This window comes from Nocardioides sp. GY 10127 (assembly GCF_004919085.1).
GTDB lineage: Bacteria > Actinomycetota > Actinomycetes > Propionibacteriales > Nocardioidaceae > Nocardioides.
Genome location: NZ_STGL01000002.1, coordinates 11,875 through 33,741, shown reverse-complemented (window position 1 = coordinate 33,741; position 21,867 = coordinate 11,875). Strand labels below are relative to the sequence as shown.

Below are 21,867 nucleotides of genomic sequence, written 5' to 3'. Positions count from 1 at the left end.
ACCGCGGTCAGCCGTCGCGGTGCGACCCCATCGCGAGCACCGCCCGGTCCGCCAGCTCCGCTCCCGCGCCGTCGTAGAGCTGCAGCCCGGTCGCCGCGCCGGCGGTGCGGGCGTGCTCGAGGTCGGAGTCGTGCTGGGCCACCACCGCCACGGTGCCGGAGTAGCCCGAGCCACGCAGGTGCCCGAGCGCCTCGATGTTGTTGCCGTGGAAGGGCATGGCGAGCAGCACCAGTCCGACGTTGCCCGTGCGGACCCGCTCCCAGAACTCCGGGTCGGTGGCGTCCGCCTCCACCACGTCGAGGCCCTCTGCGCGGAGGCGCTCCGCCCGTTCCACGGAGTTCTCGACGCCGACGACCGACAGGCCGTGCTCGTGGGCGAGCCGCTCGTAGGACGCCTTGCCCACGCGTCCCATGCCGAGCACGACGGCTTCGTGGTGACCCACGTCCACCGGCCGGTCCTCGGGATGGACCCGGGCGGCCGGTCGGTCGGGCAGGAGCCGGCGCGTGGCCGGGACGAGCCACTCGGCGCGGCCCGCCAGGGACCCGAGCACGAAGGTGAGGGCGATCGCCGTGGCGATGACCGCCACCCAGTCGGGGGGCAGGACGCTGGCGGGCGCCCCGACGGCCACGATCAGGGCGAACTCGGAGAAGTTCGCCATCGACACGGCCGTGCGCACCGAGGTGCGGCGCCGCAGCCCCGCGCGCCACAGCAGCAGTGCCAGCGCCAGTGCGCGGGCGGGGACGACGGCGACCAGGGCCAGGGCCACGAGCACGTGCGGGAGGTCCGGCATGCCGGTGAAGCCGATGGAGAGGAAGAAGCCGACGAGGAACAGGTCCTTGACGGGCAGCATGCTCTTGGCCAGGGCCTCGGACGAGGGGTGCCCCGCCAGCAGCATCCCCACGGCCAGGGCCCCGAGGTCTCCCTTGAGCCCGACGGCCTCGAACAACGCATAGCCCGGCACCAGCGCCAGCACCACCCCGACCAGGGGGCGCAGCTCGGAGCCGCCGACCAGGTCGAGCAGGCGCCGCAGGAGCCACGCTCCCGGGAGCAGCAGGAGCACGAGGAACGCCTCCGGCCCCGGGAGCGAGCCGTGGGAGGCCGTCAGGAAGACCACCGCGGCCAGGTCCTGCAGCACGAGGATGCCCAGCGCGGTCCGGCCCGAGAGGGAGCGCGAGGCCGACTGCTCCTCGAGGAGCTTGACCACGAAGACGGTGCTGGCGAAGGACAGGACGAAGCCGACGAGCAGGGCCGTGCGCCAGCCGGTGTCGCCGACGATGGCCCACGACGTGGCCCCGAGCGCGCCCACCACGGCTGCCGTGAGCGCGGTCGACACGACCAGGTGCGCCGCCCCGACGCCGAGCACCTCGCGACGGGCCAGCGTGCGCACGTCCACCTTGAGGCCCACGGAGAACAGCAGAAGGGTGACTCCCAGCTCCGCGACCACCTGGACCGCCTCGACCCGCGCTACCCCCGCCCCGTGCAGTGCGAACCCGGCGGCGAGGAAGCCCAGCAGGGGCGGCAGCCGCAGGCCCGCGGCCAGGAGACCGCCCGCGAGGGCGGCGAGCAGGGTGGTGGTCGTGGGGTCCACGCGGGGCCTCCGGAGTCGGCGTGCCGGGCCCGTCGGCCCGTCGACGGGCGGGTGTCCGCATTGTGTCAGCGAGGAATACCTCAGGTGATGGCTATCGACCCGCGACGTGAGGTGCTGGGATTGGGTAGCGTCGGGGCCGCCGGCGCCGGAGCCGGTGGCAGCGACCCGCGAGAAGCTCCGCGGGCGTACGGGCCGCGGGGGGACCGCGGTCGACGAGAGGGGTCTTGATGAGCACGGTCGTGGTGGGCTACGTCCCGAAGCCCGAGGGCGAGGCGGCACTGACCGCCGCCGTGGAGGAGGCCAAGCGACGTGGTGTCTCGCTCGTGGTGGTGGACTCGCACCGCGGGGGCAGCGACTTCGACTCCAGCGCCGCCGAGGCGGCCGAGGCCAAGCTCCTGGACGTGAAGTCCCGCCTGGACGCCTCGGGCGTGACCTACGAGATCCGCCAGCTCGTCCGCGGGTTCGAGCCCGCCGAGGACCTGCTCTCCATCGCCGAGGCCAACGACGCCGAGCTGCTCGTCATCGGCCTGCGTCGCCGTTCGCCCGTGGGCAAGCTGATCCTGGGGTCCAACGCCCAGCGGGTCCTGCTCGACGCGCACTGCCCGGTGCTCGCGGTCAAGGGCAGCTGAGCGCACCCGGACCGTGAGCGTCCGGTGTCACGTGCCGCGCCGCGCGTGACATCGGGGCGTGAGATCGGGCCCGATCGGGGGCGCACGTCCAGACCGGGACGTGCGGATGCTGTGCATTCCCCAGCAGCCGCGTGCCCGTCTCCCTACTGTGTGCCCGACCGGAGCCCCCGGCGCCCTGCGCCACCGGTCATCACCACCGTCGTCCCGCCGCCCGGGTCTGTCCCTCTCGGGCGGCGGGACGACGGTCTCGGGCCGGTCGCCCAGGGTCGTCCAGGGTCGGTCAGTCCTCCGCGCGGCGTCGCTCCATGAGGACGGTGTCGCGCCAGCGGCCGTCCAGCTGGGCGATGCGTGAGCGCACCGCGAGCGTGACGAAGCCGGCCGCGTGGTGCAGGGCGATGCTCGCCCGGTTCTCCGGGAAGATCGACGTTTGGAGCGTCCAGAGCCCGCCCGCGTCCGCCTCCGTGACCTGGCGGTGCACGAGGGCCTTGCCCACGCCCCGGCCCCGGGCGTCCTCCGCGACGTAGACGGACGTCTCACCGACGCCGGCGTAGCAGGGGCGGGCGGACGTGGGGGAGACCGCCGCCCAGCCGGCGACGCGCCCGTCCGCCTCCGCCACCCACCGGTGGCCGGCGAGCCACCTGTGCCGCAACGTCGCGACGTCGGGCACCTCCGTCTCGAACGTGGCGTTCCGCGTGGCGATGCCCTGTGCGTAGATGTCGCGGACGACCTCCAGGTCCGCGTCGGTCATCGCCCGGGTCGAGACGTCGGCGGGCAGGTCGGCGGGGCAGCACGGGCGCGCGTCGAGCACCCCCATGACGGCGTCGGCAGCGTGGGGGAGGCCGGTGCAGCACGCCTCGTTCACGCTCACGACGCTCGCGGTGCCGACCCGGTCGACGTGGACGAAGCCGACCTCGGCCAGCTTCTTGACGTGGTGGGACACCGTGGACTGACTGATCCCGAGCCGGTCGGCGAGGTCGCCGACGCGGGCGGAGCCCGAGGCCCCGGCGACGGCGTGGAGGAGGCGCACGCGGGTCGGGTCCGCCAGGCAGGCGAACCAGGAGGCGTACGTGGCGGCGGCGTCCGCACCGAGGGCGGTGCTCCCAGGATCGCTCATGGCCCGAGGCTAGCCCGAGCATCGATCGAAGTCGATCATTGACGTACGTCGATGAAGGTGTCACTCTCGGCCATAATATCGAGCGCTGTCGATCCAGTCCGTCTGGAGAACCTGTCATGACCCTCGCCTCCCCGCACACGCCCAGCAGCGCGGCCCCTCTCGTCATCGTCGGGGCCGGCCCGATCGGCCTGGCCGCGACCGCCCACGCGGTGGAGCGCGGGCTCCCCGTCGTCGTCCTCGAGCAGGGCTCCCAGGTGGGCGCCGCCGTGCGGGAGTGGGGCCACGTCCGGCTGTTCTCCCCATGGGCGGAGCTCGTCGACCCCGCGGCGGGACGCCTCCTGGCCGACGCGGGGTGGTCGTCGCCCGAGCCCGACGTCGCACCGACCGGGCTCGACTGGGTGCAGCGCTACCTCGAGCCGCTCGCGGAGGTGCTCCGCACCCGGGGTGCCGTCGTGCGCACGGGAGCCCGCGTGGTCGGCGTGGCGCGGCGGGGCCGCGACCTCCTGGTGGTGGACGGCCGCGCCGAGGTGCCCTTCGCGGTGCACGTGCGCTCGGCGGCAGGCGGGACGGGAGAGGGCACCGAGCGGGAGGACGTGGTCGAGGCGGCGGCGGTGGTGGACGCCTCCGGGACCTGGGGGCGCCCTGGCCCCCTGGGAGCCGACGGCTGGCCGGCCCCCGGTGAGGCCCATGCTGCGGACCGGATCGCCTACCGCGTCCCGGACCTTGCCGACGAGGCCGTGCGGCGGCGCCATGCCGGGCGGCACACCGTGGTCGCGGGGGCGGGCGCGTCGGCGCAGAACGCCCTCGTCGCGCTCGGGGCGGTGGCGCGGGAGGTGCCCGGGACCAGGGTGACGTGGTTGCTGCGCCGTGGGTCCGTGCTGAGGGCGCTGGGAGCGGGGGAGGCGGACGGACTGGCGGGGCGCGGGGCGCTGGGGCTCGCCGCGCGGGCGGCCGCGGACGCGACCGCGGTGACGACGGTGACGGGGTTCCGCACGGTGGCCGTCGAGGCGCAGGCTGACGGGAGGCTCCGGCTGGTGCCGGACGCCGGGGAGCCGGTCGGCGACGTCGACGAGGTCGTCGCCGTGACGGGGTTCCGGCCCGACCACGACTGGTTGGCGCAGGTGCGGCTCGACCTGGACCCCGAGCTGGGCTGCCCTCGCGCGCTGGCCGACGGGATCCACCCGGCGCACCACTCGTGCGGGACCGTGGCCCCGCACGGCGCCGCGCTGCTCCGGCAGCCGGAGGAGGGGCTCTACCTGGTGGGGATGAAGTCGTACGGGCGCGCCCCGAGCTTCCTGGCCATGACGGGCCACGAGCAGGTGCGGTCGATCGTGGCCGAGGTGGGGGGCGACCATGCCGCGGCCGCCGCGGTCGAGCTGGTGCTGCCCGAAACGGGGGTGTGCGGCGCGGCGCCGGCCTTCGACGGTGCGCCCGCGACGTCCTGCTGCTCCCCCTCGAGCCCGGTGACGGACCTGGTGCTCGAGGTCGCTGCCCGACCCTGACGTCCCGCAGGGCGGACCCTACCGATCGGTACCAGGACGGGCCGGGCCAGTACCGGCCCGTCTGCGGGGCTAGAGTCCCGGCGCACTGACCGGCATCCCCCCGCCGGCCCGAGGAGGCCCTATGTCCACCGTCCCGCCGTCCGGCACCGTCGCGCCCGTCGACGCCTTCCGCGCCGCCCGCGACCTCCTCCTCGACCTGCGGGAGGACCACTCGGCCGCGCTCGAGCGGTTCGCCTTCCCGGACGTGGGCCCGACCTGGTGCTGGGCGATCGACTGGTTCGACGCCGTCGCCCGCGGGAACGACGCCGACGCTCTGGTCGTGCTGCACGAGGACGGCACCCGCGACGTCCGGACGTTCGACGAGCTGGTCGACGCCTCGGACCGGACCGCCCGCTGGCTGGCGGGCCTGGGCATCGGTCGCGGCGACGCCGTGATGGTGATGCTCGGCAACCAGGTGGAGCTGTGGGAGGTGATGCTGGGCGTGATGAAGCTCGGCGCCGTCCTCGTGCCGACTGCCATGGCCGCCGGTCCCAGTGACCTCGCCGACCGGCTGGTGCGCGCCGACGCCCGGGCCGTGGTCACGACGCCCGCGGACGCCGCGAAGCTCGAGGGGCTGCGCGAGGCCGAGCGCCTCGTCAAGGTCGTCGTGGGGGAGCGGGACGGGTGGGAGTCGCTGTCCTCCGCGGCCGCCTGCGCCTCCGGGCCGCTCGAGCACCCCGGCACCGCCCCCGACGACGCGCTGCTCCTCTACTTCACCTCGGGGACGACGTCGCGGCCGAAGCTGGTGCAGCACACCCAGGTCAGCTACCCGGTCGGCCACCTCACCACCATGTACTGGCTCGGCCTCACGCCCGGCGACCGGCACCTCAACATCTCCTCGCCCGGCTGGGCCAAGCACGCCTGGTCCTGCCTCTTCGCCCCGTGGAACGCGCAGGCCTGCGTCGTCGTGCTCGACTACGCCCGGTTCGACGCGGGTTCCCTGGTCACCCGGCTGCGCGAGGAGGCCGTCACCACGCTCTGCGCGCCGCCGACGGTGTGGCGCATGCTCATCAACGCCGACCTGGGCGAGCGGCCGCCGGCGCTGCGCGAGGTGGTCGGCGCCGGCGAGCCGCTGAACCCCGAGGTCATCTCCCGGGTGCAGCAGCAGTGGGGTCTGCCGCTGCGCGACGGCTTCGGGCAGACCGAGACCACGGCGCAGATCGCCAACACGCCCGGCTCGGTGCTCAAGCCCGGCTCCATGGGCCGCCCGCTGCCCGGCATGCCGGTGGCGCTCGTCGACCCGCAGACCGGCGCACCCGTCGTCGGGCCCGGCGAGGGCGAGCTGTGCCTCGACCTGTCCGGCGACCCGCTGCCGCTCATGGCCGGGTACCTGGGCGACCCGACCCGGCAGGCCGAGGCGACGGCCGGCGGTTTCTACCACACGGGCGACGTGGCGACCCGCGACGAGGACGGCTACCTCACCTACGTCGGTCGCACCGACGACGTCTTCAAGGCCTCGGACTACAAGATCAGCCCCTTCGAGCTCGAGAGCGTGCTCATCGAGCACGCGGCGGTGGCCGAGGCCGCGGTGGTGCCCGCCCCGGACCCGGTGCGCCTCGCCGTCCCGAAGGCCTACGTGGCCCTGGCGCCCGGCTTCGAGCCGACCGCCGAGGTCGCCCGCGACATCCTCCGCCACGCCCGGGAGAACCTGGCGCCCTACCTGCGGGTGCGGCGCGTGGAGTTCTTCGACCTGCCCAAGACGATCTCGGGCAAGATCCGCCGGGTCGAGCTGCGCAGTCGCGAGGAGCAGCTCGCGGACGCCTCCGTGAGCACCGAGTTCCGCGACTCCGACTTCCCGGAGCTGCGCGGGGGTCGCTGACGACCGTTGCCGTTGCCGCCGATGTCCGGTGGCGGTTCCTCGACGCGAGCGGCCGCCTGACCGGCCCGGCCACGAATGGTCAGAGAAGGGCTCCAGCGACGCCCGCGGAGCACCGTTGGTGACCAATCGTGGCGGGGATGTGGCGGTGACGTGGGGCTGAGGTGGCTCTGGACTCCGTGCTCGTCCGCTCTGAGAGGATCGGCCCCATGGCCCTCCAGATCACCGGCGACGCCGCCGCGGACCAGCTGCTGACCGACGACCCGTTCGCCCTGCTGATCGGGATGATGCTCGACCAGCAGTACCCGATGGAGCACGCGTTCCGCGGGCCGGCGAAGGTCGCGGACCGGATGGGCTCCCTCGACCCGCGGGCGATCGCGGACGCGGACCCCGAGGAGTTCTCGGCCCTCTGCGCACAGCAGCCGGCCATCCACCGCTTCCCGGGCTCCATGGCCACCCGGATGCAGGAGGTGGCCCGGATCGTCGTGGACGAGTACGAGGGGCACGCGGAGCGGATCTGGACCGAGGCGAAGGACGGCCGGGACTTCCTCAAGCGGATGCAGGCGCTCCCGGGCTTCGGCAAGCAGAAGGCTCAGATCTTCGTCGCGCTGGTCGGCAAGCAGCTGGCGTCCGCCCCCGAGGGTTGGGAGAAGGTCGTCGGTGACTACTCCCTCGACGGCTACCGCTCGGTCGCCGACGTGGTCGACGGTGCGAGCCTGCAGAAGGTGCGCGACCACAAGAAGGAGATGAAGGCCGCGGCGAAGGCGGCCAAGGGCTGAGCCTGCCGGTGCTCCCGCGCCGCGCGCGCCCCACGTGAGACCTGCCGGGTCCACCAGCCGCCGAGCGGCGGGCGAGTGGTGGGCGTCACGTAGGCCCTGCACAGATTGGCGAGGAGGGGCGGTCTGAGCCACGCTTGCGTCCATGACCTCTGGACCTGCGGCTCCCGGCGTCGCCGACGGGTCCGAGCTTGGTGGGGACGACCTGCGCCCGACCTTCTCCCAGCGCGCCGCGGACTGGCTCCTGTCCGACCTGGAGGACCGGCGCCCGCACCAGGCGCCCCACGGCCGTCCGAAGGCCGGCCACCCGCGGCACCCCTGGTACCGCGTCGTCTGCCTCACCGGTGTCGACTACTTCTCGACCATCGCCTACCAGCCGGGCATCGCGGTGCTCGCCGCCGGGCTGCTCTCGCCACTCGCGACGCTGGTGCTCATCGCCCTCACGCTCTTCGGCGCCCTGCCGGTCTACCGCCGCGTCGCGCAGGAGTCGCCGCACGGCGAGGGCTCGATCGCGATGCTCGAGCGGCTGCTGTCGTTCTGGAAGGGCAAGGCGTTCGTCCTCGTCCTGCTGGGGTTCGCGGCCACCGACTTCCTCATCACCATCACGCTCTCGGCGGCCGACGCCACCGCGCACCTGACCGAGAACCCGCACGTCCCGACGTCGTGGGAGCACCACCCGGTGCTCATCACGCTCGTGTTCATCGCGGCGCTCGGCGTCGTGTTCCTGCGCGGCTTCTCCGAGGCGATCGGCCTGGCCGTCGTCCTCGTGATCGCGTTCCTCGGGATCAACGCCGTGGTGATCACCGTCGGTCTCGTGGACGTCATCAGCCACCCCGAGCTGGTGATCAACTGGGGCAACCTGCTCACCACGAACTACCACGACATCTGGACGATGCTGGGCATCTCGGCCCTCGTCTTCCCCCAGCTCGCGCTGGGCATGAGCGGCTTCGAGACCGGCGTGGCCGTGATGCCGCAGATCCGCGGCGACGAGCACGACACCCGCCGCAACCCGGCCGGTCGCATCCGCGGCGCGCAGAAGCTGCTCACCACGGCCGCGCTGATCATGAGCGGGTACCTGATCACGTCCAACGTCGTGGTCACGCTGCTCGTCCCGTCCGAGGCGCTCGAGCCCGGGGGAGAGGCCAACGGCCGCGCCATCGCCTACCTCGCCCACCAGTACCTGGGCGACGGGGTCGGCACCGTCTACGACGCGGCGACGATCGCGATCCTGTGGTTCGCCGGCGCCTCCGCCATGGCGGGCCTGCTCAACCTCATCCCGCGCTACCTGCCGCGCTACGGCATGGCCCCGGACTGGGCTCGCGCGGTCCGCCCGCTGGTCCTCGTCCTGGTGGTGATCGCCGGCGTGGTCACCTGGATCTTCGACGCGAACGTGGACGCCCAGGGCGGCGCCTACGCCACCGGCGTCCTCGTGCTCATGACCTCCGGCGCGGTCGCGGTGACGCTCGCGGCCCGGCACAAGCGACAGACATGGCGCACCATCGGCTTCAGCCTCGTGGCCGCGGTGTTCGCGTACACGACGGCCAGCAACGTGGTCGAGCGACCGGACGGCGTCAAGATCGCCGGCATCTTCATCGCGCTGATCGTCGCGGTGTCGGTGTGGTCCCGCGTCCGCCGCGCCTTCGAGCTGCGGGTCACCGAGGTCGAGCTGGACGCGAAGGCGGAGAAGTTCCTGCGCGACTGCGCGCGGCGCGCGATCCGGCTGGTCGCCAACGAGCCCGACTCCCGTGACGCCCAGGAGTACGAGGACAAGACGCGCCAGGTGGTGCGGGACAACGACCTGCGGGACGAGGGCGACGTGCTGTTCGTCGAGGTCACCGTCATCGACCCGTCCGACTTCGCGGGCAGCCTGCGCGTGCGCGGCGAGGTCATGCACGGCCAGTGGCGGGTCCTGCGGGTCGAGGCGTCGTCCGTGCCCAACGCGCTGGCTGCGCTCACCCTGGGCGCGCGCGACCTGACCGGCGTGGTGCCGCACATCTACTTCGAGTGGACCGAGGGCAACCCGGTCAGCCAGTTCCTCCGGTTCGTCTTCTTCGGCTCGGGCGAGGTCGCGCCGGTGACACGCGAGGTGCTGCGCCGGGCCGAGCCCGACCGCAGCCAGCGCCCGCACGTGCACGTGGGCTGATGTCGGTCCGGGACCGGGGCTCGACCAGTGGGCGGGTAAGGGGGCCGGGGGCGCGCCGCCACACCCCTGGATGCTGGCCCGTTGTGACGCCCGTGGCACAATGGCGGACGCGGCGCTTGACTACTCCGGGCCTTGCCGCGCCCCTACGCCAGCTGACGAGAGGTGTTCGTGTCCTCGAACTCGCGCAAGATCCCTGCCGAGGTGCTCGAGCACCCGGCCGTCGTGGCTCTCATCGAGCGGGGCACCCCGACCGGGGTGGTCACGCCGGCGGAGCTCCGGCAGGCCAGTGAGGACGCGGACGTCGAGCCGCGCCACCTGAAGCCGCTGCTGGCGCACCTCAGCGGTCTCGGGATCACGGTGCAGATCGGCACCGCCACCACGACCCGGGCCGTCGCCGCCGCGTCCAAGGCCCCCGCGAAGAAGGCCGCCGCTGCGCCGGCGAAGACCGCCGCGAAGCCGGCCGCCAAGAAGGCCGCCTCGGCGACCAAGGCCGCCGAGCCCGCGACGACGGCACAGCCGACCGTGGCCGAGGTCGCCGAGCAGCAGGCCGCACAGGTGGGCCCCGACGGCAAGAAGATCCTCCCGGACGTCTCCGACGAGCAGTTCGAGAAGGACGTCGCGACCGACCCGTCGATCAAGGAGGACGAGAAGGAGGCCTCCTTCGTCGTCTCCGCCTCCGACGACTCCGGCGAGCCCGAGCAGACCGTCACCGTTGCCGGCGCGACCGCCGACCCGGTCAAGGACTACCTCAAGCAGATCGGCAAGGTGCCGCTGCTCAACGCGGAGATGGAGGTCGAGCTCGCCAAGCGGATCGAGGCCGGCCTCTTCTCCGAGGAGAAGCTCGGCAAGGGCGGCAAGATCAAGGCCGACCTGCTCGAGGAGCTCGAGTGGATCGCCGAGGACGGCCGCCGCGCCAAGAACCACCTGCTCGAGGCCAACCTGCGACTCGTCGTCTCGCTGGCCAAGCGCTACACCGGCCGCGGCATGCTGTTCCTGGACCTGATCCAGGAGGGCAACCTCGGTCTGATCCGTGCGGTCGAGAAGTTCGACTACACCAAGGGCTACAAGTTCTCGACCTACGCGACGTGGTGGATCCGCCAGGCCATCACCCGCGCCATGGCCGACCAGGCGCGCACCATCCGCATCCCGGTCCACATGGTCGAGGTCATCAACAAGCTCGCCCGCGTGCAGCGCCAGATGCTCCAGGACCTCGGGCGCGAGCCCACCCCGGAGGAGCTGGCCACCGAGCTCGACATGACCCCCGAGAAGGTCATCGAGGTGCAGAAGTACGGCCGAGAGCCGATCTCCCTGCACACGCCGCTCGGCGAGGACGGCGACTCCGAGTTCGGTGACCTCATCGAGGACTCCGAGGCCATCGTCCCGGCCGACGCCGTGTCGTTCACGCTGCTCCAGGAGCAGCTGCACGCCGTGCTCGACACCCTGTCCGAGCGCGAGGCCGGTGTGGTCTCCATGCGCTTCGGCCTCACCGACGGCCAGCCCAAGACGCTGGACGAGATCGGCAAGGTCTACGGGGTCACCCGAGAGCGCATCCGCCAGATCGAGTCCAAGACCATGTCGAAGCTGCGTCACCCCAGCCGCTCGCAGGTCCTGCGCGACTACCTGGACTGATCGACCGCCGCTCCACCTGCAGCGAGGCCCGCCGACGTTCGTCGGCGGGCCTCGCTGCGTCTCGGGCGTCTTGGGCGTCTTGGGCGTCTCTGCGTCAGGTTTGGTCACCAACGTGGGGTTGTGGGGCGCTGCAGTCGCCGTTGGTGACCAAACGTGAGGCTATAAGGGCCGTGCGCGCTGCGGCGGTCGCTGACGGCTCAGAGGGCCGCTACCGGGGGGACAGCCGAGTCTTGGCGCCGGTGTCAGGCGTGTCTGCGTCAGGTTTGGTCACCAACGTGGGGTTCCGGGGCGCTGGAGTCGCCGTTGGTGACCAAACGTGGGGCTGGATGGGGCGGTCTGCGCTGTGGTGGTCGCCGGCGGCGGGCAGCGCCGACGCCGGTGGGTGCCTGCCGGGTGTCAGCGCCGTTGTTGGCGTGCCGGCGTCAGGTTTGGTCACCAACGTGGGGTTCGGGGGCGCCGGAGACGCCGTTGGTGACCAAACGTGAGGCCCCCGGCCGAGTCAGCAACCCGGCGGACCTCAGCGAAGCAGCGGCCTCAGCCTGCGGCGACGAGCCCGACGGCGAGCGCACAGAGGGCGAGGCCGACGCCCTGGGTGCGGTGGATGCGCTCTCGCAGGACGAGGGCGGCCAGGGCGACGGTGACGGCGGGGTACAGCGACGCGAGCACCGAGACGACGGTCAGGTAGCCGCCGTGGCTGGCGAGCAGGAACGTCGTGGTGGCGCCGGCGCCGAGGAGGCCGGCCCCGACGGCGGCTGCCGAGCCCCGCAGGTGCCCGGAGCCGCGCGGGAACCAGGACGCCCCGAGCACGCTCGCGACGACCGCCACGACGACCGCGGCGACGACGTGGTTGAGGGCCACGGGGAGCAGTCCGGCGTCGTGGGGGATGCGGGAGAGTCCGACGAAGAGGACGCCGAAGCCGGCTCCGGCGAGCAGACCGTCCTGGAGAGCCCGGCGGTCGCTGCTGCCGTCGGCGGGGGCGGGGCCGGGGGCGGGGGCATCGGCACCGCCGGGCTCCAGTGCCACCAACCAGATCCCGGGGAGAGCGGCGAGGATGCCGATACCCACCATGAGTCCAGGACGCTCACCTAGACCGAGCCCGACGACGACCGGGATCACCACGGCCCCCACGCCGGAGACGGGCGCCACGACGCCCATCCGGCCCGTGGAGAGGCCGCGGTAGAGGAAGGCCGTGCCGAGGCCGCCACCGACGCCGGCCACGACCGCCCAGCCGAGGTCGCCGAGGCCGGGGGAACCCCCCAGCCCCAGCCCGAGGCAGCAGACCACGAGCGCGCCGGTGAGCTGGCCCAGGAAGGCCGCGGCCCAGGCCCCCACCCGGCCCGCCGCCAGCCCGGCGACGAAGTCGGAGAGCCCGTAGGCGACGGCGCTGGCGAGGGCGAGGAGGACGGCCACCCGGCCATCATCCCGGCAGCCGGCCCCCAGCGGGACGACACCCGGTCGCGATCAGGTCAAGAATCGCCCCGGCCGCGGTGGGTCATCGAGGCTCGGAGGCGTCCGCGGCGTCGGAAGTCCTGGCGGCCAGGGCGGTCTGGTCGGAGCCCTGGGCCGACAGCACGCCCAGGCGGACGCCGTAGGAGATGACGGCGACGGCCAGGAGGCTGCCTCCGATCCACCTGACGACCCCGACGAGCGCGGCCACGGCCTGGGTGTCGTCCGCTCGGGGGTTGGAGCCTGCCGTGGCGTACCCGAGGAGGGCGGACAGTACGACGAGGACGAGCCCGCCCGCGAGGCAGCAGCGGATGGCGAACATCGCCTGCTCCCGGGGCGGTCGCTCGTAGAAGGGCACGGGTGTCCGAGAGGTCATGGCTGCAATCTACGTCTTGACGTGGAGGAGTGCGTCCCGGGGCGCTGAAATGGCCGAGGGCCCCGGACCAGTATGGTCCGGGGCCCTCGATCGGGTTCGGGCGGCTCAGGCGTCGCTGGACGGAGCCTGGGTGCCGGTGAGCTTGTGGGTCTCGTCCACGACCGTCGCGGCCATCGCCTTGATCTTGTCGCCGTGCTCCCGTGCGTGGTGAGCGCAGAAGAGGAGCTCACCGCCGCTCTGGAGCTCGACCCGGAGGTAGGCCTGAGCGCCGCATCGGTCGCAGCGGTCAGCAGCGGTCAGCGAGGAGCTGGGGGCAACTGCAGTAGTCACATCGGCCTCATTTCTTGGTCGCTCTGTGGTGAGCACAACGTAGCCAGGTGGCCCAGGATTCCCGTTCACCCGGTGTTGTGCCCGACCTCATCATCGGCACCCGGTGGTGCGTCTTGACGGATCTCCCTCTGCAACCGTTGTCGCAGCCTGGTGATTCCCGTCTGGGACGTCGTCGTCCCGAACGGTCCTCGACCCGTCCGGTTGAGCCCCGGTCGAGCGTCGGTCCGTCCACCCAGTGTCCACCCCGAGGCCACTTCAGGGAGTGTGACGAGGGTTGCAGCCCTCGATCTTGTCCCATTCGTGATCCTCGGTGCGGTTCACGCTAGTCCCGGTCGGAGGGCGAGCCTCCACCCGGGAACGGCGTGTCGGAAGTACTTTCGTAGCCTCTACCCCGAGCGGATGGCGCCGAATCCACCGAATGGTCGAATCGGGGCCACCCGTCCGTACCAGGTGAGACCGCACGACGCAGGAGCCCACGATCGCCGACAACACCTACAACGCAGCCCACCTCCTCGTCCTCGAGGGTCTGGAGGCGGTGCGCAAGCGTCCCGGCATGTACATCGGGTCGACCGACACCCGGGGCCTCATGCACTGCGTGTGGGAGATCATCGACAACGGCGTGGACGAGGCGCTGGCCGGCTTCGCGACCCGCGTCGAGGTGACGCTGCACGTCGACGGCTCGGTCGAGGTCCACGACGACGGACGCGGCATCCCCACCGACAAGGAGCCGCGCACCGGTCTCCCGGGCGTGGAGGTCGTCGCGACCAAGCTGCACGCCGGCGGCAAGTTCGGCGGGGGCTCCTACAACGCCACCGGCGGTCTGCACGGCGTGGGGCTCTCGGTCGTCAACGCGCTGAGCAGCCGGATGGACATCGACGTCGAGCGCAGCCCCGCCGTGCAGGGGATGTCGTTCCGCCGCGGCGTCCCGGGCGTCTTCGACGGCGAGGCACCCGAGGCCGACTTCGAGCCCCGCTCGGGCCTGACCCGCAAGGGTGGCCGTGTCGCCAAGGGCCGAAGCGGCACCCGCATCCGCTTCTGGGCGGACCGGCAGATCTTCACCAAGGACGCCGGGTTCGTCTGGGCCGACCTCGTCGGCCGTGCTCGTCAGACCTCCTTCATCGTGCCGGGCCTGGCCATCAAGCTCACCGACCTGCGGCCCACCGCCGCGGGCGAGGAGCCGGTCGTGGAGGAGTTCCAGCACGACGGCGGCATCACCGAGTTCGCCGACTTCCTCGCGTCCGACGAGCCTGTCACGCCGATCCTGCGGCTGCAGGGCCAGGACACCTTCACCGAGACGGTGCCCGTCCTCGACGCCAGCGGTCACATGGTCTCCTCGGACGTCGAGCGCGAGCTCGTCGTGGACATCGCCACCCGCTGGGGCACCGGCTACGACACGACCCTGCGCTCGTTCGTGAACGTCATCGCCACCCCCAAGGGCGGCACCCACGTCACCGGCTTCGAGGGCGCGCTGGTGCGCACCTTCAACGACGTCATGCGCGCCGCCAAGGTGCTCAAGGTCAACGACGACGACGTGGCCAAGGACGACGTGCTGGAGGGACTCACCGCCGTCGTCACCGTCCGCCTGGCCGAGCCCCAGTTCGAGGGCCAGACCAAGGAGATCCTGGGGACGCCCGCCGCGCGCGCGATCGTCCGCAAGGTCGTCGCCCAGGAGCTCAAGGCGTTCCTCACCTCCTCCAAGCGCGAGGAGAAGGCCGCCGCGAAGCTGGTGATGGAGAAGGTCTCCAACGCGGCCAAGACCCGGATGGCCGCGCGCCAGCACCGCGAGAACCAGCGGCGCAAGAACGCGCTGGAGTCCTCCGCGCTCCCGGCCAAGCTGGCCGACTGCCGCGCCAACGACAACGAGCGCTCCGAGCTGTTCATCGTCGAGGGTGACTCCGCTCTGGGCACGGCGAAGCTCGCCCGCAACTCGGAGTTCCAGGCCCTGCTGCCGATCCGCGGCAAGATCCTCAACGTCCAGAAGGCGTCGGTCGGCGACATGCTGAAGAACGCCGAGTGCGCCTCGATCATCCAGGTGGTCGGCGCCGGTTCCGGGCGGACCTTCGACCTCGACGCCGCGCGCTACGGCCGGATCATCTTCATGGCGGACGCCGACTCCGACGGCGCCCACATCCGCTGCCTGCTCGCCACGCTGTTCTTCAAGTACATGCCCGAGCTCATCACCGAGGGCCGGGTCTACTCGGCCGTCCCGCCGCTGCACCGGATCGAGATCTCGAACCCGCGCAAGGGCATGGACAAGTACGTCTACACCTACTCCGACGCCGAGCTCCAGCGGAAGCTGGCCGAGCTGCGCAAGAAGAACGTGTCCTGGAAGGACCCGGTGCAGCGCTACAAGGGTCTGGGCGAGATGGACGCCGACCAGCTGGCCGAGACCACGATGGACCCGCGTCGCCGCACGCTGCGGCGGATCACCGTCGACGACGCCGAGATCGCCGGCAACGTGTTCGAGCTGCTGATGGGCTCGGAGGTGGCTCCGCGCAAGGAGTTCATCGTAGTGAACGGGGGACATATGAGCGAGGAAGACCTCGACATCTGATGGCGAGCCAGGTGCCCACCGGGAACTACTACGTCACCCTGTTCGACGACACCGAAGCGTCGCTCGTCGACGTCGTCTTCTTCGGCATCCAAGACGGCAATCTCTTGTTCGCGCGGCCCGACACGACTCGTGTGGAGCCTCTGCAGGAGCGCCCGCCCGTCGCTCCCGGCAGTGTCATAATGAGCGACTCTTGGCAGTCGGAGGGCGCTGAGTCCGTGGACCTCATCGCCTACGCGCTCGAAGAGGTCCGCTCGGTCGAAGCGGACTGGTCGGTGCTGCATCCTCGCGAGTCATCCGCCGAGTGAGGTGGTTGGTCTCGCGTCCGTCGAGAACCGTCCTACTTGGCGACTCTTATCGCCAACTCGCATCAGACTTTCGACCGAGCGCGATGTTAAGTCGCGGGCCTGACTCTTGATACCGGCGCGCTCGACGCGCTGCCTCGTCTGGATAGTGCGCACGTGAGGCGGGCTCTGGGAGAGGATGCCGTCATGAAGCTTGCCTCGGTCGACGGCGCGGCTGTCGAGTTGGTGGTGAAGGGCTACCAGTTCGGGTCGTCCAGCGAACCGCGAGACTGGGACGCGAACTGGCTCGTCGTTGCGGGCACGGTCGAACTCGTTGGCGGCGAGTGTTGGTCGTTCGAGGACCCATGTCTGACGACGTGGGAAGCGCGCGAACTCTCCGACTGGCTGCGCCAGGTCGTCGCTGGCAACGTGCAGCCGAGTGTCTGGGACTCGGACGAGGAGCGCCTTCTCGTGTTCACTGAGCCGAACCTCGCATTCAGCCTCGCTGCGCGGTCCACCGACTCTGTGTCCATCCGCGTTCATCTGTCGCTGGAGTCCGGTCCGCCGAGCAATGAGCACGAGATGTTCGACTACTTCGTGGTGCTCGACCTGCCGGTGGCCGCTCTGGCAGAGGTGCTGGCCGAGTGGGAGACGGAGTTGCGCGCGTTCCCTGTTCGGTAACGCATACAGTAAACGTCCATTTAGTGTAATCTGGCGTCATGAAGAAGCGCTCCGCCACTGTTCTGGCCTACCTCCGCGTCTCGACCGAGGAGCAGAGCGTGTCCGGCCTTGGGCTCGCCGACCAGCGTGAGGTCATCACCGCCGAGGCGGCTCGCCGTGGCTGGTCTGACGTCGAGTACGTCTCGGATGAAGGCTTCTCGGCGAAGAACCTCAGCCGTCCGGGCATCGCGGCGGCGCTGGACATGCTCGGCAGGGGAGAGGCTTCGGTGCTCGTGGTCTCGAAGCTCGACCGTCTGAGCCGCTCGCTGCTCGACTTCGCCATGCTGATGGAGCGCGCTCGCGTCGAGGGCTGGCAGTTGGTCGTGCTCGACCTCGCGCTCGACACCACGACTGCGTCTGGCGAACTGATGGCGTCGGTGATGGCGTGCTTCGCGCAGTATGAGCGCCGGCTCATCGGTGCTCGGACCAGTGCCGCTTTGCAGCAGTTGAAGCGCCAGGGGAAGCGCCTCGGTCGGCCTCGCACGCTACCGGCCGCCGTGACGCAGCGCATCGTCTCGGCTCGCGCCGAGGGAGCGACGCTCGCCGCTATCGCGGACTCGCTCAACCGCGACTCCGTCGCGACCGCGCGCGGGGGCGCGCGGTGGTATCCCTCCACAGTGAAGGCGGTCCTCGTGTCGGCGGACCTCGATGCTGAGGCAGCCTGACAGACTGCTGTCGTGCGCTACGTGACGCTGGTGTCTGGCAGTTCTACGTTGTTCCGCGAAGTTGTCGACGGCTTGAGGACGCTGCCTGATGCGACGGTGCAGGGCGATGGCGGCAACTGGCGCGTGTCCTTCACTTCGGGCGCGTCCCTGAACGTTGATGACCACGGTCCAGCTGACGACGGGGACACGGCCGGCCTTCACTGGATGACCGAGCCGACAAAGCTCTTGGGTGCGCACGCGTGCGGCATCGCGCTCGGCGGCTCGGCGGATGGCGAACTGGTGGCCGACGTCGTCAACTTGCTCGCGGCGGCGCTCTCCGAGCCCGCCTATCTCTTCGACCCTGATGGTCGCACGTGGCAGGTCGGTCTGGTCGACCGTCACGCTGTCGCTCCATAACTCAACTGGTCTCTGTGGTTGTTGATGATGGGCATACGTCGCCCTACCTACTGAGACGGCGTCGTCTGGTCGGTCGAGCGGCATATCTGCCCATCTGGAAGTTGTCTCCGATGGCCGGGTCTCGCACCCGGTTGGCTCCGTGCAACGGTAGGTATCGCGTGTGCCGCAGGCGGCCACTGTCAGAATCGCGCATCGCACGGGGCCAGTTGCCGAGCCGGTGTTCTCCACCGGACCACGCGCGGGCTGGCACCTGCACCTACCCAGCGAACTGGTCGGCCGTGAGGCTCTGCGCGGGCGGCGCTCCGAGTACCCGCGCGTGATGCAGACTCGCGGCCGTCTTGCTCCCGTTTCGGTCGGGCCGCTGAGTGACTCAGAGAGGCCACTCTTATGTCAAGTATACCAGTCCTCTTTCATGAGGCGGATTGAGGCGAGATTGCCGTCTGAAAATCGCAGCCGTCGCGGTGGCCCATAGGTCCACCGGAAAACTGGCAGGCGCTCAGAGCGTCTCCTGTGGCCTCTCAGACGTCCTCAACCGGGTCATCGGCCGGTCGCTCGAGCCTCTCGCTGGTGCCGTCGGGGTAGTGGCACTCGAACCTCGCCGGGTTGAAGGGTTGATGCCCCCGACTCACTGCCGGACCCACGATGACGTCGGTGATGTGCGCGTTGATGAAGGCGCGTTGCTGCGACAGGTTCATGCGCCCGTAGTCGAGGTACTTCTGTGTCGCGTGGTTGAGCCGTGGGACCGCTCGCGCCTTCGCCTTGGCGGCATCGCGCTTGACTTGCCGTTGGGCTTCTAGGAGTGGCTTGGCCTCGGCCAGCGTGTAGATGCCCTCCCGGTAGTCGGCCTGCACGCGGGCAATCTCGTCGTCGGCCGCTGCCATCTCCGCGTCGTAGTCGCGCGGGTCGGGGTCCCGTGAGGGCTTCATGTTGGCGCGCTGCATCGCGGCCCACTTGACCCAATGGTCCGCCAGCGCGATGCGTACCGACAGGCGACCGCAACCGCCGTACGTGGTGGAGCAGCGGTACATCTTGTTGGAGGGATTGCCCTTCATGGGGAAGGTGCAGTGGCCGCATCGCAGGATGCCGCTCAGCAGGTACTTGCGCGTGTTCGTGCCTGCCGAGGACCCGGCCAGCTCCGCTTGGGCCGCGTTGAAGGTGTCGAGGTCGACCAAGGCTGGATGGATGCTGTCGGCGACCACCTCGCCCTTGAATGTCACCTGCCCTGCATAGACGTGCTTCGTGAGGGTCTGGCCAAGAACGCCACTCGACCAGTCGCGACCGCTGACCGTCTTGATGCCGCGTGCAGTGAGGTCTCGCGCGATGGCCGTGGTCGACTCTCCCGATGCCCTGCGCGTGAACGCCTCCCTGATGATGGCCGCCTCGGGCTCTACCGGCGTCCAGTTCTCGTCGTACCCGTAGAGCCGGTGGCGTCCCTTGTGGGGAATGCCCATCAGGGCGCGCTGCTGCTTCTGTGCGCTGACGCGCTCGCCGAGCCGCTCGGCCTCGCCTTGTGCGACCGACCCGAGGATGTAGGCCGTCTGCCGCCCCGATGCCGTGGAGAGGTCGACGTCGCCGGTCACGTGCGCCACGTCGAAGTCGAGTCTCCGCTGCAACTCGATGAAGGCGACGAGGTCGGTCATCCGGCGCGCCAGTCGGTCCCATGCGTAGACCACGACGGCGTTGATGCTGCCGCTCTCCAAGTCGGCCAGCATGCGCTGATACTCGGGCCGTTCCTTGCCGCTGCTGGCGCTGACGTCGTTGTCTTCGTAGACCTCGGCCACGGTCCAGCCGTGACGCTTGGCGAGGTCGCGGCAGGCGCTCTCCTGACGTTGGACCGCCAGCCCGTCACCGGTCTTGTCGAGGCTCAGCCGCGTGTAGATTCCGGCTGTGACCTGCTCGACCATGCCGCCGATTCTCTCATGTCCTCTGGTACGCACGAGGTTCATCGTCCAGGGCGCCTACGACGTCGACGTGGAGGCGCTGGACGCCTGAGGGCGGTGCCCCGGGCATGCCGGCAGGGGCCCGAGGGACCGGGGCGACGGCTGGGGTGACGGGCCGTCGCCGGGCATGATGGCCCGGCCATGTCCTCCTCCACCCGTCGGCTGCGTCGCGCCCTGACCGCCCTTCTCGTCGGCGTCGTGCTGACCCAGGCCGGGTGCACGACCGACAGCGACGGTGGCGCCACGGCTCCCGCCGGCGACCGAGGGGCACCGGGCGCGGCGGCCGGCAGCGACCCGGCCCGTCCGTCGCCCTCGCAGCGCCTCGGCCTGCGCACCGGCTGGGGGCCGAGCCGGGCGCAGCTCGACCGGGCGACCCGCGACGTCCGGCACCTGTCCCTCGACGAGCTGGCGGGGCAGGTCGTCGTGGCGCGCTGGCCCGCTGGTACCGAGGCGCCGGTGCGCTACGTCGATCGACTCCACCTCGGCGGTGTCGTCGCGTTCGACGACAACATCCGGTCGACGGCGCGGCTGCGCGCAGCGCTGACGCGGCTCCAGCGGCGCTCGGGGCACGGGCGACCGCTCTTCCTCGGGGTCGACCAAGAGGGTGGCACGGTCACGCGCGTCACCGACGGCGTCACCCCGCTGCCGTCCTTCATGACCTCGGGGGCCGCCCACGACCCGGCGCTCACCCGACGGGCCTGGGCGGGCATCGGCTCCGAGCTGGGGCGCCTCGGCTTCACCGTCGACCTGGCCCCGGACGCCGACGTCACCTCCGGGACGTCGGACGCCGTCATCCGCTCCCGCTCGGCCTCGGGCGACCCCGCCCAGGCCGCGCGCCAGTCGACCGCCGCGGCCCTCGGGCTGGCGTCCTCCGGCGTCCTGCCGGTGGTCAAGCACTTCCCCGGGCACGGGTCCCTCACGACCGACAGCCACCTCGGCCTGCCCGTGCAGCGCGCGGGCCTCCGGTCGCTGCTGCGCACCGACCTGGTGCCGTTCCGCTCCGCGATCGCCGCGGGGCTGCCCGCGGTCATGGTCGGGCACATCGACGTCCGCGCCGTCGACCCGGGGACCCCGGCGTCGGTCTCGCGGAAGGTCATCAGCGGCCTGCTGCGCGGACGCCTGGGCTTCCACGGGCTCGTCGTCTCCGACGCCCTCGACATGGCGGGGGTGGCGGGGGTGCGTGGCGTCCCGTCGGTGGCGTTCCTGCGCGCGGGCGGGGACGTCGTTCTCATGCCGCCCGACGCCGAGGTGGCGCACGACGCCATCGTGCGGGCGGTCCGGCAGGGTCACCTGGGGCGGCGTCGGCTCGAGCAGGCGGCCGCGCGGATGATCGCCGCCCTGCGGTGGGGCCGGGCGCAGGAGCAGGGGAGCGGGGCGGGTAACGGGGCCGACGCGGCGCGCACGCCCGTCCGGTCCCTGACCCGTGCGGCCGTGACGCTGGTCGCGGGACGGTGCCGCGGGGTCCAGGTCAGCGGAGCGGTCGTGCCGTTCGGCGACGCCGGCGCGGTGGCACGGTTCCGGGTGGCTGCGCGCAGGGCCGGCCTCCGGCTCGGCACCGTGGAGGAGGTGCGGGCCCCGCGCCCGCGCGCGACGGGGGACCGCCGGCGCGACCGCCGACGCCTCGCCCGGTGGCGTGCGACCCCGCCGCGGGTCGTCGTCCACGGGACGCCGGTGCACCTGGTCGCGGTGGACGGCGTGGTGCCCGGGCCGCAGCCTGACCGCGGCGTCGTCGTCACCACCGACGTGCCCTACGCGCTGGGCTCCACGGACGCTCGGGTGCGGGTGGCCGCGTACGGCGACACGCCGGCCGCGATGGAGGCCGTGGTCGACGTCCTCACCGGGGACCTGAGAGCCCACGGCAGGCTGCCGGTCCGGGTGGCCGGCGTGCCGCGCAGCGCCTGCTGAGCGGCACCCCGGGCCCGG

Annotated in this window: 18 protein-coding genes; 12 read left to right on the top strand and 6 right to left on the bottom strand. The window is 71.7% G+C overall.

What is annotated here, in order from left to right; translation table 11 throughout:
• Positions 1–7: 7 nt before the first annotated feature.
• The gene (locus E8D37_RS01925) at positions 8–1,588 is read right to left on the bottom strand and encodes a cation:proton antiporter family protein (protein WP_240770135.1); all 1,581 of its coding nucleotides are present in this window, start codon (positions 1,586–1,588) and stop codon (positions 8–10) included.
• Between the two features lie 227 nt (positions 1,589–1,815).
• On the opposite strand from E8D37_RS01925, the gene E8D37_RS01920 reads away from it, so the two are divergent.
• Complete coding sequence (locus tag E8D37_RS01920; RefSeq protein ID WP_136568097.1) at positions 1,816–2,217, top strand: universal stress protein; 402 nt, start codon at positions 1,816–1,818, stop codon at positions 2,215–2,217.
• A 280-nt stretch (positions 2,218–2,497) separates the two neighbouring features.
• On the opposite strand, the gene E8D37_RS01915 is transcribed toward E8D37_RS01920, so the two are convergent.
• Entirely contained in the window at positions 2,498–3,331 is an 834-nt protein-coding gene (locus E8D37_RS01915; protein ID WP_136568096.1) for a metalloregulator ArsR/SmtB family transcription factor, read from the bottom strand.
• Between the two features lie 116 nt (positions 3,332–3,447).
• On the opposite strand from E8D37_RS01915, the gene E8D37_RS01910 reads away from it, so the two are divergent.
• The 5 genes from E8D37_RS01910 to E8D37_RS01890 all read left to right on the top strand — a co-directional run bounded on the left by E8D37_RS01910 (position 3,448) and on the right by E8D37_RS01890 (position 11,236).
• A complete protein-coding gene (locus E8D37_RS01910) occupies positions 3,448–4,833 on the top strand; it encodes an NAD(P)-binding domain-containing protein (RefSeq protein ID WP_136568095.1) in 1,386 nt (461 codons plus the stop codon).
• Positions 4,834–4,954: 121 nt separating this feature from the next.
• The gene (locus E8D37_RS01905) at positions 4,955–6,691 is read left to right on the top strand and encodes an AMP-binding protein (protein ID WP_136568094.1); all 1,737 of its coding nucleotides are present in this window, start codon (positions 4,955–4,957) and stop codon (positions 6,689–6,691) included.
• A 206-nt stretch (positions 6,692–6,897) separates the two neighbouring features.
• Positions 6,898–7,467 carry an HhH-GPD-type base excision DNA repair protein gene (locus E8D37_RS01900; RefSeq protein ID WP_136568093.1) on the top strand — a complete coding sequence of 190 codons (570 nt, stop codon included), beginning with the start codon at positions 6,898–6,900 and terminating at the stop codon, positions 7,465–7,467.
• Between the two features lie 142 nt (positions 7,468–7,609).
• Positions 7,610–9,607, top strand: coding sequence for an APC family permease (locus E8D37_RS01895; RefSeq protein ID WP_168929577.1), 1,998 nt, complete (start codon positions 7,610–7,612; stop codon positions 9,605–9,607).
• 162 nt (positions 9,608–9,769) lie between these two features.
• Positions 9,770–11,236, top strand: a complete 1,467-nt coding sequence (locus tag E8D37_RS01890; protein WP_136568092.1) for an RNA polymerase sigma factor — start codon at positions 9,770–9,772, stop codon at positions 11,234–11,236.
• Positions 11,237–11,770: 534 nt separating this feature from the next.
• Here E8D37_RS01890 and E8D37_RS01885 read toward each other — a convergent pair.
• The 3 genes from E8D37_RS01885 to E8D37_RS01875 form a co-directional block, all read right to left on the bottom strand.
• Positions 11,771–12,646 carry an EamA family transporter gene (locus E8D37_RS01885; RefSeq protein ID WP_136568091.1) on the bottom strand — a complete coding sequence of 292 codons (876 nt, stop codon included), beginning with the start codon at positions 12,644–12,646 and terminating at the stop codon, positions 11,771–11,773.
• Positions 12,647–12,728: 82 nt separating this feature from the next.
• On the bottom strand, positions 12,729–13,058 hold the full coding sequence (locus E8D37_RS01880) for a hypothetical protein (protein WP_136568090.1): 330 nt from the start codon (positions 13,056–13,058) through the stop codon (positions 12,729–12,731).
• 105 nt (positions 13,059–13,163) lie between these two features.
• Positions 13,164–13,388, bottom strand: coding sequence for a hypothetical protein (locus E8D37_RS01875; protein WP_136568089.1), 225 nt, complete (start codon positions 13,386–13,388; stop codon positions 13,164–13,166).
• Positions 13,389–13,866: 478 nt separating this feature from the next.
• Here E8D37_RS01875 and E8D37_RS01870 point away from each other — a divergent pair, with 478 nt between their 5' ends.
• From E8D37_RS01870 to E8D37_RS01850, 5 genes are all read left to right on the top strand, one after another.
• Complete coding sequence (locus E8D37_RS01870; RefSeq protein WP_136568088.1) at positions 13,867–15,942, top strand: DNA topoisomerase IV subunit B; 2,076 nt, start codon at positions 13,867–13,869, stop codon at positions 15,940–15,942.
• Positions 15,942–16,247, top strand: coding sequence for a hypothetical protein (locus E8D37_RS01865; protein ID WP_136568087.1), 306 nt, complete (start codon positions 15,942–15,944; stop codon positions 16,245–16,247). Before E8D37_RS01870 ends, E8D37_RS01865 begins: the two co-directional genes overlap by 1 nt.
• A gap of 183 nt (positions 16,248–16,430) precedes the next feature.
• Positions 16,431–16,904, top strand: coding sequence for a hypothetical protein (locus E8D37_RS01860; RefSeq protein WP_136568086.1), 474 nt, complete (start codon positions 16,431–16,433; stop codon positions 16,902–16,904).
• A 38-nt stretch (positions 16,905–16,942) separates the two neighbouring features.
• The gene (locus tag E8D37_RS01855) at positions 16,943–17,608 is read left to right on the top strand and encodes a recombinase family protein (protein ID WP_136568085.1); all 666 of its coding nucleotides are present in this window, start codon (positions 16,943–16,945) and stop codon (positions 17,606–17,608) included.
• A gap of 12 nt (positions 17,609–17,620) precedes the next feature.
• Positions 17,621–18,004 carry a hypothetical protein gene (locus E8D37_RS01850; RefSeq protein WP_136568084.1) on the top strand — a complete coding sequence of 128 codons (384 nt, stop codon included), beginning with the start codon at positions 17,621–17,623 and terminating at the stop codon, positions 18,002–18,004.
• Positions 18,005–18,522: 518 nt separating this feature from the next.
• On the opposite strand, the gene E8D37_RS01845 is transcribed toward E8D37_RS01850, so the two are convergent.
• Positions 18,523–19,908 (bottom strand): recombinase family protein, encoded by a 1,386-nt coding sequence (locus tag E8D37_RS01845; RefSeq protein WP_168929576.1) that lies wholly within the window; start codon positions 19,906–19,908, stop codon positions 18,523–18,525.
• Positions 19,909–20,085: 177 nt separating this feature from the next.
• On the opposite strand from E8D37_RS01845, the gene E8D37_RS01840 reads away from it, so the two are divergent.
• Positions 20,086–21,849, top strand: a complete 1,764-nt coding sequence (locus tag E8D37_RS01840; RefSeq protein WP_136568082.1) for a glycoside hydrolase family 3 N-terminal domain-containing protein — start codon at positions 20,086–20,088, stop codon at positions 21,847–21,849.
• Positions 21,850–21,867: the final 18 nt, after the last annotated feature.

Bases quoted from the DNA above. Each gene is read 5' to 3' on its own strand.
- E8D37_RS01920 (WP_136568097.1), top strand. From the start codon at position 1,816: ATGAGCACGGTCGTGGTGGGCTACGTCCCGAAGCCCGAGGGCGAGGCG.
- E8D37_RS01915 (WP_136568096.1), bottom strand. From the start codon at position 3,331: ATGAGCGATCCTGGGAGCACCGCCCTCGGTGCGGACGCCGCCGCCACG.
- E8D37_RS01910 (WP_136568095.1), top strand. From the start codon at position 3,448: ATGACCCTCGCCTCCCCGCACACGCCCAGCAGCGCGGCCCCTCTCGTC.
- E8D37_RS01905 (WP_136568094.1), top strand. From the start codon at position 4,955: ATGTCCACCGTCCCGCCGTCCGGCACCGTCGCGCCCGTCGACGCCTTC.
- E8D37_RS01900 (WP_136568093.1), top strand. From the start codon at position 6,898: ATGGCCCTCCAGATCACCGGCGACGCCGCCGCGGACCAGCTGCTGACC.
- E8D37_RS01895 (WP_168929577.1), top strand. From the start codon at position 7,610: ATGACCTCTGGACCTGCGGCTCCCGGCGTCGCCGACGGGTCCGAGCTT.
- E8D37_RS01880 (WP_136568090.1), bottom strand. From the start codon at position 13,058: ATGACCTCTCGGACACCCGTGCCCTTCTACGAGCGACCGCCCCGGGAG.
- E8D37_RS01865 (WP_136568087.1), top strand. From the start codon at position 15,942: ATGGCGAGCCAGGTGCCCACCGGGAACTACTACGTCACCCTGTTCGAC.
- E8D37_RS01860 (WP_136568086.1), top strand. From the start codon at position 16,431: ATGAAGCTTGCCTCGGTCGACGGCGCGGCTGTCGAGTTGGTGGTGAAG.
- E8D37_RS01855 (WP_136568085.1), top strand. From the start codon at position 16,943: ATGAAGAAGCGCTCCGCCACTGTTCTGGCCTACCTCCGCGTCTCGACC.
- E8D37_RS01845 (WP_168929576.1), bottom strand. From the start codon at position 19,908: ATGGTCGAGCAGGTCACAGCCGGAATCTACACGCGGCTGAGCCTCGAC.
- E8D37_RS01840 (WP_136568082.1), top strand. From the start codon at position 20,086: ATGTCCTCCTCCACCCGTCGGCTGCGTCGCGCCCTGACCGCCCTTCTC.